The organism is Flavobacterium sp. LAR06 (genome assembly GCF_041946075.1).
GTDB lineage: Bacteria > Bacteroidota > Bacteroidia > Flavobacteriales > Flavobacteriaceae > Flavobacterium.
The window spans coordinates 231078-245558 of sequence record NZ_JAUTYT010000002.1; the positions used below are offsets into that span (position 1 = coordinate 231078).

Here is a 14481-nt window from a genome sequence, read left to right on the forward strand (position 1 = left end):
AATTTTGGTTTTCACATTTTATTGTCTTTCACGAAAACGAGAAAGTAAATTACTAACCAAAAACCATTTTTACAAAACATGAAATTATTAATCAAAGACAAACCAACAACTGTTTGGCTTACTTCTGAAATCTGGAAGTTTACCAAATTGACACCTGGATTTCTGTTAGCTATGACCCTGCAAGTTTCTGCAGCAACAGAATCAAAAGACAGCAATTTTTTCCTAAAGTTACATAACACTCCATCCACGGGGAGCACAGAAACAGGAACAAAGAATGAAACTATTTTATCAAACTTTCAAAAAACGATCAAAGGTACCGTAACAGGCTCAAAAGGAGAACCCCTGCCTGGCGTTAACATACTTGTAAAAGGAACCAATAACGTCGTGACTACAGACTTCGATGGTAAATTCTCCATTGATGTTCCGGACTCCAATAGCATTCTTGTTATCTCATTTACGGGTTTTGTAACTAAAGAAGTTAGAGCTGCTGACAGCTTAAATATTCAACTGGAAGAAGAAAATCAAACCCTGAATGAGGTAGTTGTTGTGGGATACGGTACTCAGAAAAAAGCCTCTACAACAGGAGCAATTGCTTCTATCAAAGGTGGAGTATTGACACAAAACGCATCTGCAAACGTTTCAAATGGTATTGCAGGACGTATGTCTGGTGTTATTGCCAATAATCGTTCGGGAAGACCTGGTGATGACAGTTCAAGCCTTCTAATTAGAGGATTTAACTCTTTTGGAGGTGGAACCAGCCCTCTGGTAGTCGTAGATGGTATTCCGGATCGTGATTTAAACAGAATCAATCCGGATGATATCGAATCGGTTACGGTTTTAAAGGACGCATCGGCCGCAATTTACGGTGTTCGATCTGCAAATGGAGTAATCTTAGTGACTACGAAAAGAGGTAAAGTGAGCGCGCCAACGATCAAAATTGATGGCTCCCATGGTGTTCAGCAATTAACCCGAATGGATGAAAAAGTAAATTCATGGCAATACATGACGTATTACAACGAACTTAATGCTCACAAGGGAACCACACTTCCGTACGCGCAATCTGAAATAGACAAATACAAAGCCGGAAACGATCCTAATTATACCAGCACCAATTGGCTTAAGGAAGTTTATAGAAAAGATGCACCGCAATCGAACGTTTCTATGTCCGTAAATGGTGGTACGGAACAAGTGAAATATTTCTTTTCTGGTCAATATTTAAACCAGGAAAGTAATCTTAGAAACAGCGATGAGCGCTACAGACAGTTCAATCTTAGATCGAATATTGATGTTAATATTTCATCCAACTTAAAAGTAAACCTTGACATTGCTACACGAAGAGAAGACCGAAATTACCCGGCTGTAAGTATAGGAAGTATCATGCACGAGACCGTTAGTATGTATCCTTTTATTCCGGCCTATTGGAAAAATGGTTCTCCGTCTTCAGGAATTGCAAACGGAAGAAACCCTATTTTGATGTCTTCTTCGGCTGCTGGTTATGACAAAGTGATAAACCTCATTGTAAACCCAAAAATTGGATTCGATCTTAAATTACCAAAAATTACGGAAGGCCTTTCTTTAAGCGGATATGCAGCATTTGACTATAATGTTCGCAGTCAAAAGAAATTCACAAAACCTTGGGATGCTTATTCGTACGATAAAACAAATGACAGTTACAATAACGTAAAAAACAGCACTAGTATAACAAGCGTTATGCAGGATGAGCAAATTGCCAATCAAAATACCTATTTCGCAAAATTAGCCTACGATCGTAAATTTAACAAACATTCCTTTAATGCTTTTGTTGGATACGAACAAACTACTACGGACAAAACCGAAACGTATGCTTTCAGAAGAGATTTACTGAGTGATAAATTAGACCAAATTTTTACCGGAAGTACTAAGGGACAAAATGCGACGGGCAGTGCTTATCAGGACGGAAGAGAAAGTTATTTAGGCCGCGTTGCTTATAACTTTGACAACAAATATTTTGCTGAAGTTTCTGCGCGTTACAACGGATCTTTCAATTTCCCTTCTTCTACACGTTGGGGCATGTTTCCTTCAGTATCTGCAGGTTGGAAAATATCTGAAGAAGACTTTTTCAAGAATAATATCAAAGCAATTGATCAGCTTAAAATAAGAGCTTCATGGGGAAAAATGGGGAATGATGATATGAGAAGCGGCAATCAACTCAATCAATATCTTTTCTTAACCAGATATCAGCTAATTACAGATCAACAGCTGTACAGTTATTTTGGTTCCGATTATACGCTAAACAACAGTATCTATCTTTCAGCTACTCCTAACCCTAATATAACCTGGGAAGTTCAGGATTCAAAAAACATCGGATTTGATTTTGGATTTTTCAATAATAAATTAACAGCAACTTTTGATTATTTCAGCAATAAAAGATCTGATATTTTAACGGCAAGAAATGCATCTGTGCCTTTGTATACAGGATTGGCGCTTCCTAAAGAAAACATTGGAGAAACTGTTAACAGAGGTACTGACTGGTCTGTAAATTATGCTGACATGGGTCACCAATTCAAATACAGTATTGGTCTAAACTTTACGTATGCACAAAGTGAAGTGTTGTTTCGCGACGAAGCTCCTAATATCCCGCAATGGCAAAAATCAACCGGAAAAGCTATCGATTCCTGGATGGTTTACCAAACCAATGGCATTTACCGCACACAGGCAGATGTTGACAATTCAGCACATTTTGAAGGGGCAAAACCTGGAGATCTTTGGGTAAAAGATACAGACGGAGATGGTAGTATAACTACTAATGACCAGGTTAGAATTCCACAATCGGCTACGCCAAAAATCGCTTACGGTATTCCGATGAGAGCGGAGTATAAAGGATTCTCTATCGACATGCTTTGGACAGGACAATCAAAAGCAAAACAAATGATTCTTCCGCAAGCGCAAGGCGCAATAGTGGCACCACCAACATGGTTGTACAATGACAGATATACCGCAGATAATCCGAATTCTAAATATCCTGTAGCCTTCAATGATTCAGATAATAGAAACAATATTCCGGCTGACTTCTGGTTGAGAGATGCGTCTTTCTTTAGATTAAAATCATTAGAAGTATCTTATGTTTTACCTGAAAATGCACTTTCAAAATTTGGAGTATCAAACGTGAGGTTTTACGCCGGAGGAACAAACTTGTTTTCTTTCGACCATATGAAACAATACAACCTTGATCCAGAAACGAACAATACCACAGGAGTAAATTATCCACAGACCCGTATTTACAGAATAGGCGTAAGTATTCAATTATAATATCGCAAAAAAAATAAAGATTATGAAAAATCATAAAACCAATAAACTAATAAAAAAGATGGCATTCCTCCTTGCCTCTTTCATCACCATTCTATCTTTTACTTCCTGTAGCGAAGATCCTCTGGACAAAGTTCCATTGGATTCTTATACAGATGCATCCGTATGGACCGACCTGAAACTTGCCGAAGCTTTCGCAAACAATCTTTATACCGTATTGCCTAGCACACAGCACAACTGGAATGACAGAACCAACAGAAGCTGGGTTTTGTCTACGGCCTGCGATGAAGCTTTTAATAATTTTAATGATTATGATATTTGGAACCTAAATTCGGGAGCTCTGACTCCGGATAATGCAGGTAATTTTGATATCTGGAAACCTACTTATGCTACCATTCAAAATTGCAATATCTTTTTATCCAGAATTGATGATGTTCCGGGAGATGATGCGTGGCGCGCCAGACTAAAAGGAGAAGTGTTATTTTTGCGAGCATATGCTTATTTCAAACTTACGAGTGATTACGGAGGAGTTCCTTTGGTTACGGTTCCTTTTGATCTAAACAGTAATTTTAAAGTAGATCGCAGTACTTATGAGCAATGCATTGATTTTATCGTTACCGAATTAGACAAATCTGCTGAATTATTACCCTTAACAACTTCCAGCCTTGGAAGAATTACAAAAGGTGCTGCACTTGCCATAAAATCACGAGCATTGCTTTATGCTGCAAGCTCACAATGGAATACTACTAATGACATCTCAAAATGGAAAAAAGCATCTGATGCTGCAAAAGCTGTTATTGATTTAAACATCTATCAGCTTTATGATAAAAGCTATGCTGATCTTTTTACTACTAATAATTCAGAGATTATTTGCTCTCGTTTGTCTAGTAAAGACCCGCAATGGAGTGCTTTTAATGGTGTGGAAATGTTCAATTCTCCGAGTGGTTTTCACGGATGGGCAAACTTCGCACCAAGTCAGAGTCACATCGACGCTTACGGAACCGCAGACGGAAAAGACATTACGGATCCAACATCTGGTTACAATCCACAAAAACCTTATGTAAACAGAGATCCCCGTTTTTACAAAAATATCGTATACGATGGCCGTGCTTACGGAAAACCGGAGTTCTGCCAGGACCGTTATGATGCAGGAAGTTCAAACAAAGCCGAATTTTATGAAGGCGGACTAGACTCTCCTCAAGGATGGGATACCTGGAATGCCAGTAAAACACGTTACACTTTCCGTAAATATTGTGATACAACATACAATTACAATAGCGAGACGCAAACCAATAAAACGTGGATTATTTCGCGCTTAGGTGAAATTTATCTGAATTATGCCGAAGCCGAATTCAAACTAGGAAACGAAGGTACGGCGATTCAATATTTAAACGCAATCAGACAACGTGCCGGAATTACGGTTCCGTTGACAGGTTTAACCGGTACAGCTTTAGAGAATAAAATTCGCAACGAAAGACAAGTTGAATTATGTTTAGAAGGATTCCGTTATTATGATGTTCGTCGTTGGAAAATTGCCGACGTAACAGAAAACAAACCTTTAATGGGCGTAATTATTACCAAAAATGGTGATGGTACAAAAACCTATACTTACACAAAAGTTCAGGACAGAATTTTTAAACCTCAACATTATTTATTGCCTATTCCGAGAGATGAAACGAACAGGACAAGTCTCGTTCAAAATCCGGGTTATAATTAATTGTTTCTCTTTTTTGTCCCAAACCTAAAGTATTAGTTTATCAAACTAGTAGAAACTTAGCAAACCCACCATTTTATTTGTGTGGGTTTGCTTTTAAAATTTATTTAAATAATAGAAACAAGCTACATGAAAAAAGCATTTATAATTATAGTGGTTAATTGCTGTTTCTTTTTCAATGCATTTGGCCAAAATACAACAACTTTCAAATCCTCTGATCCGGCAATAGAACTGGCTTTTAACCGCGCAAAAAATATGGCTTTGAGTTATAAAGGAAACTCAAATGATCCCGTTGGCCCCTGGTATGAAGCAGCCCTTCCTTCCCGATCTGCTTTTTGCATGCGTGATGTATCACATCAAAGTATTGGCGCCGAAATACTCGGATTAAATAAAGAAAACAAGAACATGCTTTCGCTTTTTGCCAAAAACATTTCAGAAAATAAAGACTGGTGTTCCTACTGGGAAATTAATAAATACGGAAAACCTGCGCCCGAAGATTACAGAAATGACAAAGAATTTTGGTACAATCTTAATAGTAATTTTGATGTAATGTTTGCTTGCTGGCGACTGTATTTATGGACAGGTGATAAAACGTATATAGACAATCCGGAGTTTGAAAATTTCTTCGAAAAATCTACAACAGCATACATAGATCGTTGGGTACTTGATGCTGATTCCTTATTAACAAGACCGGAGTTTCCAAATCCTTCTTTTCCTTTTAATATAAAAGATGATTTCCATAGATGTCGCGGACTTGCCTCTTATTCTGAAGGGATAAACGGCTTAAAAATGGGTGTTGATTTAGTCGCAGCAATTTACCGCGGACTTCTAACGTATTCCTCTATTTTGAGACAAAAAGGAGATATTCAAAAAGCCGAAATCTTCGAAAAAAAAGCCGCAAAATACCAACAACAAATAGAACAGGTCTGGTGGGATGATACAACCTCAACTTATAATGTCATTTATACAAGTGATGGGAAATTCAGTAAAGACGGAGGCGAACTTTTTTTATTATGGTTTGACGCTTTGACAAATACAGAACGAACCCAAAAAACAATTGAACATATAATTTCAGAAAAAACCAATATCGAAAATCTATCCTATCTACCCTTTTTGCTGTACAAATATGGTTTTGAAGAAAAAGGATATGAGTATGTTTTACACCTTACTGATCCGGCAACAAAACGAAGAGAATATCCTGAAGTCTCTTACGGCGTGATCGAAGGCATTGTACATGGTTATATGGGAATAGAACCTGACGCTTCAAAAAATACAATAACAACTTTATATCGCGGTAAAAACGAAATTACATCCGAAGTTGACCATTTACCTGTTTTAAACACAGTGTTATCTGTAAAACACGAAAATCAAAATACAACGCTTCAAAACAAAGGCAACAATCCGATACAATGGAGAGTTATGTTCGCTGGAAATTACGATGCTATCTTTATAAACAACAAAAAAATTACCGCCAATCACACGAAAGATGATAACGGAAAATCCTATACCTTTATTGATGTTCCGGTAAATCCGGGACAAAAAATAAAGGCATCTTTCCTGTAATACTAAAACACGTAAAATATTTATCAAAAACAACAAAACAAAACTACTAAGACGATAGATAAAAAATTGTTGGCGGTAATTAAATTATATAATACAAAACAAAGCATTAACCAACACCATTTTAAAAATAAATTTAATGAAGAGAATATTTAATAAAAGTCGAAAACCTATTCTATTTGCCGTTGTCGCTTTTTGCTTCATGACAAGTAAAGCATTTTCGCAGGAAGATAATCGTTGGAAAATTGATTCTGATGGTGGTATTTCCTGGCAAATAAACAACAACATTCCGCATGACGACCATATCGAAATGAGCGGCAAAAAAATCTCCTGTGTTCTAAGATATGGTGTCGCAGCAGATGGTTCTTTCCATGCAACCCGCAGTCTGGTTTGGCCTATGCTGAGAACAATTCCGAATAATACGCACGCCAGTTTTACACGGCGTTTTGCACAAGATGCTTTTGATCTGGTTACGGTGAATTATAAACCAATTACGGAAGAAAAAGTAGTTTCATTAGCACTTAACGGAACATTGCTTGTTAAAAGTAAATCTGATAATGCCCTTGAATTAACCAGGCAATTTTTTCCATCAACAACTTTGGCAGGTTATTGTGAAATTTATACCCTTAAAAATACCTCTGATAAAACCTGCGTTGTAGAAATTCCAAAATTAAACACAGTTTACACTTCAGATCCTGCTAAAGGAACAGAAGGCAGTTATACGGTGAATGTGAATCTTTTTAATTCGGGGAATTTTAATCTTCAGGCAAATGAAACCATTAGCTTTTCTGTTTTCTATTCGGGCGTTAAAGCAAACGAACAAGTTCCTGTTGTAAATGCAGAAGAAGAAAAAAACAAGCGTATCAACTTAATCCATGAAATATGGAATAAGCTGATATTAGAAACTCCTGACCCTATTTTGAATACCGAATTTGCTTTCGCGAAAATTCGGGCATCTGAAAGTATTTTCCAAACCAAAGGCGGTCCTATGCATGGTCCGGGCGGAGAATCGTATTATGCTGCCATTTGGGCCAATGATCAGGCAGAATATATTGGTCCCTTTTTTCCTTATTTAGGATATGAATACGGCAATAAGGCTTCCTTGAATGCGTATCTGCAATTTGCAAAATTCATGAACAAAGAATACAAACCTATTCCGAGTTCGATCGTTGCAGAAGGAACTGATATTTGGGACGGAGCCGGGGATCGTGGCGATGGAGCAATGATTGCCTATGGCGCTTCACGTTACGCACTTTCGAGAGGAAATACAAGTGAAGCCCAACAATTATGGCCGTTAATTGAATGGTGTCTGGAATACTGTCATCGAAAACTAAATTCAGACGGTGTGGTAACTTCAGATTCTGATGAATTGGAAGGACGTCTTCCAGCAGGAAAGGCTAACCTAAATACTTCTTCTTTATATTATGATGCACTAAATTCGGCCGTTTATTTGGGGAAAGCTTTAGGAAAAAACGAAGCGCAACTCAAAGCATACAAAACGGAGGCTGAAAAATTAAAAGTAGCGATAGAAAAATACTTTGGCTCTAAAGTCGAAGGTTTTGAAACCTATAAATACTATAAAGGAAATGATGTTCTTAGAGCCTGGATCTGCACTCCGCTTACGATGGGGATTTATGATCGAAAAGACGGAACTATAGACGCTTTATTTTCGCCAAGATTATGGACAAAAGATGGTCTTGCCAGTGTTGCGGGTGACAAGATATTTTGGGATCGTTCTACTTTATATGCGCTGAGAGGTGTATTGGCTGCTGGAGAAACAGACAAAGCTTTAGACTTTTTACCTTATTATTCAAACCGACGCTTATTGGGCGACCACGTTCCTTATCCTGTAGAAGCTTATCCGGAAGGAGATCAACGCCATCTTTCAGCAGAAAGCGGTTTGTATTGCAGAATTTTTACTGAAGGATTATTTGGAATCCGACCAACAGGCTTACATAGTTTCGATTTCACACCACGTCTTCCTAAGTCCTGGCCCGTTATGAAATTGCGTCATGTATTTGCCTTCGAACGAGATTTTGATATTACTGTAGAAAGAGTCAATCAGAAATTGAAAATAACAATTAGTGATGGTAAAAAAACAGTTTTCAATAAGGTCATTAAAGATGGAGATACGGTAACTATCAATCTTTAAATACTAATTCTTTTTAAATATTTAGTAAGAAGAGCTTCATAGAAATTTGGAGCTTTTTTTATGTCAGCTACTCCATTTTATTCAGAATCTAAATCGAATTTATTGGATTATTTTTTGTAATTTAAAACTTCTAATCTTTACAAAAAATGCAGGAGCAATTTAAAAAATATATCATAGAAACTACTGGCCTCACAGAAACGAGTATAAAGAATTAGAACATTTGGTTTATTCAATTGAAGTAAAAAAAGGAACCGTTTTATTAAAGGAAAGCCAAATTTGCAACAGAGCCTTTTTTGTTTGCAAAGGGATTTTGCGCTGCTATACGGTAGATGAAATGGGAAAAGATCATATTATTCAGTTTGCTTCTGAAAATTGGTGGATTGCAGACAGGAGCAGTTTTTATTTTGATGAGCCGTCAGAATTATATAGTGACGTAATTGAAGATGCTGAACTTGTTTATACTCACAAGGATTTTATTAAGAATGCCCTACAGGTTTCTCAAAAATTTTCCTCTTATAATTCCCTTGCACTTCAGAGAAATATTAGACAAATGCAGAAAAGAATAAATTATTTACTATCGGCCTCCGCTGAAAAAAAATATTTAGACTTTATAGAAACCTATCCCAAAATTACTCAGAGAGTACCGCTTCAAATGATTGTTTCTTATCTCAGAATTACCCCTGAAAGTTTAAGGAGGATCCGAAAAGAACTCGCCAGAAAAAGCTTCAAAAGCTAAAAATCATTTTAGTAAACATATATTTCAATTGCTATTAACAATCGTTAATGGCCTGCCATATCATTTTCTTCCTTTGCATTTCTTATCATAGATCAAGTGGTTTATTAAGACTGGAGGTACAGCAGGAATCCTATTTTCTTACGATAGGGATTAATCCGGACTAAGTTTCCCTATACAATATTTCCAACGGACTCTAAACACTTTCGAATCCGTTGGAATTTATAATTTAAAGGGAAATTAAACGGTAAAAAGCATACTTGCAGCTCCTAATAAAGCAGCAACTTCATTATCTGTCGAAACAGAAACCGTAACGGTAAGACCTGATTCTTTTACTTTTTTATTGAAACTTTTCAGGAAGAATTCGCTCGCATTCGCAATCTTTCCACCAATAATAAAACTATCAGCTTCGAATTTTTCTAACCACGGAATTACAACTGCAGCCAGATCTTCTCCCATTTTTTCGAATACTTTTATCGCAACTTCATCTTCGGCGACAGCCAGCTTAAAAAGTTCCAATCCATTATTGAGATCTTTTCCTGTTAAGCTCTTATATGCTGACAAAAGACCTCTGGCCGAAACATAATCTTCTGCCATACCATCTTTATAAGGAAGATTGTAAATTTCACCATCTGTTGGAACCAATTCTCCAGAAACAATTGAAACTCCTTTATCAATAAAACAAGCTCCAAGTCCGGTTCCCAGCGTTACCGCTATTACCTTTTTAGAAAGATTTGTTTCATCTTTAAAGACCTCCCCTTTTCCAAAACAAACTGCATCGTTTTCAAAAAGAATCGGAAATTCATTGGAAAGATTAAGCGAACCCTGAAATAAATAACGAACATTCAGACCATAAAAATGTTCATATTTTGATTGGTCCTTTATCCAGCAGAGTCCATTAGCATAATCAAACGGACCAGGCATACATACAGCTAGTCCTTTTATCTCGTCTACTTTTGAATTTGCTACTGAAGTACGAATCACTTTTTCCCAAATAGACATGACCTCTTTCACAGGCAAATTAGAATCAAATGATTCTTTATGCAATGAAAAATCAATCACTTTCATGTTTACAATATCTATTATCGCTGCGGTAATATGTGTTCCTCCAATATCTATTCCTACGGCATATTCTTTATTCATCTTATTTTCCTGAATTGAACTACTAACCAGTTAAGCATTTACGACTTAACCTTTTAATAGTGAATTTTATATTTTTAATTTTAGATATTCTTATCTTTTAAAATCTGAGGATATTTAATGCTCGTATGTACAATCATTTCTCCAAAAAGCGTATTAGCCCATGCAAACCATTTTCTGGTAAACTTATTCACATCATCTTTATGAAATGATTCGTGCATAAAACCAGTATCTGCATTTGTCCTGATCAAATTACTAATACAAGCTTTAATCTCTTTTTCGTCTACACTTGTAATCGCTCTTAAAACAATACTCATTGGCCAAATTGTATCTGCACCTGTATGCGGTCCACCAACACCTTCGCCCGCTTTTCCTTTATAGAAAAAAGGATTATTTTCTGAAAGTACTACTTTTCTGGTATTCAAATAAAGTGGGCTATCCGGCTCAATCGCGCCAAGGTAAGGCAATGATAATAATGAGGGTACATTGGCATCATCCATCATGTGGAAACTTCCGTAACCGTTAACTTCAAAAGCGATTATTTTACCAAATTTCGGATGATCTATAATTCCGTTTTCTTCTAAACCTTTCTGAACCTGTTCTCTTAATTCTTTGGCTTTAGCCACTAAGTCCTTGTCTAACAGTGACGGCAAAGAGAAGATTTCGATTAAATAACCTAATACCTCAATTGCAAACATATTACTCGGAATCAAGTATCCGAACAAAGTGCTGTCATCACTTGGTCTAAAAGTCGAAACAATCAAGCCGCAAGGTTTTACAGGATATCCATAACCGCCTAAAGGTACGCCATCTGTTGCCCAGGCAGTTTCACGCTGAAAAGTATAAGGCCCTTTATCATGCCAGCGCTGTTGTTCTTTGAATGTCTGCAATACCAATAACATCGCTTCTTTCCATTTACTGTCAAATAAACTTAAATCACCTGTTTCTTTCCAGTAACCGTGCGCCAATCGAATAGGATAACACAAACTGTCTATTTCCCATTTGCGCTCATGGATTCCAGGCTGCATTCTGGTCATGTCGTTTTTCCATTCACTCTCTTTGGTAAAATCTTTATAAAAAGCATTCGCATAAGGATCCAGCAAAATACATTTTGCCTGACGATTGATTACGCCTTTTACCAATTCTGCCAGTTTTTTATCTTCTTTTACAAACGGAATATACGGCCAAATTTGAGCTGTACTATCACGAAGCCACATTGCATCAATGTCTCCTGTAATTACATAAGTATCTGGTTTTCCATCGATAATTTCAAAATCGACTGTGGTATCCAAAGTATTTGGAAAACAGTTCTCGAACAGCCACGCCAATTCCGGATTTGCAATTTGTTTTTTAACTCTTTTAATTGCTGCTTCAATGGCCGGACTTGTAAATTTTCGTTCTGCTAATGGAGGTCTTTTGCTAATAAAATCTTTAAGAGCAAAATTAAAAGCATCCGACTGCATTCCGAAAACATCTGTTTGGAGCGCCAATAATCCTGCTGAAAAAATTCCGGTATTTTTGATAAATTTTCTACGTGATTGCATAGTATTATTTTGAAGTTGAATAAGAATAGGGATAATCGTTTTTGGTAGTTCCTCTTTCTAAATTAGGCGAACTTGTCATATCAAAATTTAATTCACCACCTTTTAAGACATCAAAATGGTTAATGAAGTTTTTAGAATAGTCTTCATTGTTCCATTTTAAATCCTGAACATATTTATTGGTTTCTGAATTTTTAGGAGCATTTATAGTGAACTGTTTTCCGTTTTCTAATGTCAGTGTTAATTTCTTAAACAATGGAGCACCCAAAACATATTCGTCTGTCGCCGGGCAAACCGGATAAAATCCCATTGCAGAGAAAATATACCAGGCTGAAGTTTGTCCGTTATCTTCGTCACCGCAATAACCGTCCGGAGTTGGTTTGTATAAACGGTTCATTACTTCTCTTGACCAATATTGTGTTTTCCATGGTTCACCTGCATAATTATACAAATAAATCATATGCTGAATAGGTTGATTTCCGTGTGCATATTGTCCCATATTCATAATCTGCATTTCGCGAATTTCATGAATTACAGATCCGTAATAACTGTCATCAAAAACCGGAGGCGTTGTAAAAACGGCGTCTAATTTTGCGGTAAATTTTTTCTCTCCGCCCATTAAATCAATCAAGCCCTGAATATCATGGAAAACGCTCCAGCTGTAGTGCATTGCATTTCCTTCTGTAAAAGCATCTCCCCATTTTAACGGATTGAAATTTTTCGGAAAACTTCCATCTTTATTTCTACCACTCATAAAACCAATTTCAGGATTATAAAGATTTTTATAATTCATCATTCGTTTCTCAAATACACTGATTTCCTTTTTAGGGCGATCCAGAGCCTTTGCCAATTTCCAAATCGCAAAATCATCATAAGCATACTCCAATGTTCTGGCTGCGTTTTCATTAATTTTTACATCATAAGGAACATATCCTAACGTATTATAATATGAAACACCTGTTCGCCCCACAGCATCAATAAGTCCGGCATTATTGGCACCATGAACTAAAGCTTCATATAACGTATTGATGTCGTAACCACGTAAACCTTTTATATAAGCTTCTGAAACCACAGAAGCCGAATTATTCCCAACCATTACATTTCGGAAACCAGGACTTGACCATTCCGGTAAAAAACCTCCTTCTTTATAATCATTGATTAAACCTTCCTGCATTTCTTTATTTATAGAAGGGTAAACCAAATTCAGCAAGGGATACAAAGCGCGGAAAGTATCCCAAAAACCAGTTCCGGCATACATATAACCTGGTAAAACCTTTCCGTTATACGGACTGTAATGTACCGTTTCTCCTTTTGCATTTATTTCATATTGTTTTTGAGGGAAACAAGTGGCGCGATACAAACAAGAATAAAAGGTTTTTAGCTGCTCGTCATTATTACTTTCTACGGCTATTTTATCCAAAACTTTGTTCCATTCTTTTTTAGAGGCTTCAACGGTTTCATTAAAAGAAACATTTCCTAATTCTGATTTTAAATTCAGTTCCGCTTGTTCCGGACTGATGAAAGAAGAGGCTACTCTTACATTAATAATTTCTCCTTTTTTGGTTTTAAAACCAACAACAGCTCCAGCGTGATTGTCCTGTAATTCTAATTTGTCCTTTTGCAAGCCTGTATCATTCCATGTTGAATTTGAAGCAAAAGGTTTATCAAAAACCAATACAAAATAGTTTTTGAAATTGGCAGGAACGCCTCCACTATTGCGAGTTGTATAACCGATAATTTTATTTTCTGAAGGAATAATTTTAACATAAGAACCTTTATCGAATGCATCGATTACAATAGAAGATTTTTCATTTTCCGGAAATGTAATCTGAAAATGTGCCGCTCTTTCTGTTGCTGTAATTTCTGTAGTAACATCATAATCAGCTAAATAAACGCTGTAATAATAAGGCTTTGAAACCTCCGCTTTATGACTAAACCAGCTTGCTCTGTCTGCTTCGGCGAAAGCCAATTTACCCGTTACCGGCATAATCGAAAACTGACCGTAATCGTTCATCCACGGTGATGGCTGATGTGTTTGTTTAAAACCTCTAATTTTTTCGGCTGTATAAATATAAGCCCATCCATCTCCCATTTTACCGGTTTGGGGTGTCCAAAAATTCATTCCCCAAGGCCTGCAAATTGCCGGATAAGTATTTCCGTTTGAGAGACTGTGCAAAGACTGTGTCCCCATTAAAGGATTGACATATTCTACCGGATCAAGGATTTTGTCCTGGGCATTTGCAACGGCACAAAATTGTGTTACTGCGAAAAAAATTAAATGCTTTATTTTCATAAGTATTGGCTTTATGCTTTAAGCTCTAGGCTGTAAGCTATTCTAAAATCTGAACTCTTAAAT

General features: G+C 36.7%; 8 protein-coding genes. 5 read left to right on the forward strand and 3 right to left on the reverse strand.

Translation table 11 applies throughout. From position 1 onward, the window contains the following. Positions 1-78: 78 nt before the first annotated feature. From Q7C23_RS04190 to Q7C23_RS04210, 5 genes are all read left to right on the forward strand, one after another. Positions 79-3288, forward strand: coding sequence for a SusC/RagA family TonB-linked outer membrane protein (locus tag Q7C23_RS04190; protein WP_375031322.1), 3210 nt, complete (start codon positions 79-81; stop codon positions 3286-3288). A 22-nt stretch (positions 3289-3310) separates the two neighbouring features. After that, positions 3311-5002 carry a RagB/SusD family nutrient uptake outer membrane protein gene (locus Q7C23_RS04195; RefSeq protein ID WP_375031323.1) on the forward strand — a complete coding sequence of 564 codons (1692 nt, stop codon included), beginning with the start codon at positions 3311-3313 and terminating at the stop codon, positions 5000-5002. Positions 5003-5128: 126 nt separating this feature from the next. Continuing rightward, positions 5129-6562 carry a hypothetical protein gene (locus Q7C23_RS04200; RefSeq protein ID WP_375031324.1) on the forward strand — a complete coding sequence of 478 codons (1434 nt, stop codon included), beginning with the start codon at positions 5129-5131 and terminating at the stop codon, positions 6560-6562. 136 nt (positions 6563-6698) lie between these two features. After that, complete coding sequence (locus Q7C23_RS04205) at positions 6699-8711, forward strand: hypothetical protein (RefSeq protein WP_375031325.1); 2013 nt, start codon at positions 6699-6701, stop codon at positions 8709-8711. A gap of 220 nt (positions 8712-8931) precedes the next feature. Further along, a complete protein-coding gene (locus tag Q7C23_RS04210; protein ID WP_375031326.1) occupies positions 8932-9447 on the forward strand; it encodes a Crp/Fnr family transcriptional regulator in 516 nt (171 codons plus the stop codon). Between the two features lie 237 nt (positions 9448-9684). Here the strand turns inward: Q7C23_RS04210 and Q7C23_RS04215 are convergent, their stop codons facing one another. The 3 genes from Q7C23_RS04215 to Q7C23_RS04225 form a co-directional block, all read right to left on the reverse strand. Then, positions 9685-10587 carry an ROK family protein gene (locus Q7C23_RS04215; RefSeq protein WP_375031327.1) on the reverse strand — a complete coding sequence of 301 codons (903 nt, stop codon included), beginning with the start codon at positions 10585-10587 and terminating at the stop codon, positions 9685-9687. Between the two features lie 80 nt (positions 10588-10667). Next, positions 10668-12128, reverse strand: a complete 1461-nt coding sequence (locus tag Q7C23_RS04220; RefSeq protein ID WP_375031328.1) for a glycoside hydrolase family 125 protein — start codon at positions 12126-12128, stop codon at positions 10668-10670. A gap of 4 nt (positions 12129-12132) precedes the next feature. Next, a complete protein-coding gene (locus Q7C23_RS04225; protein WP_375031329.1) occupies positions 12133-14418 on the reverse strand; it encodes a GH92 family glycosyl hydrolase in 2286 nt (761 codons plus the stop codon). Between the last annotated feature and the right edge of the window lie 63 nt (positions 14419-14481).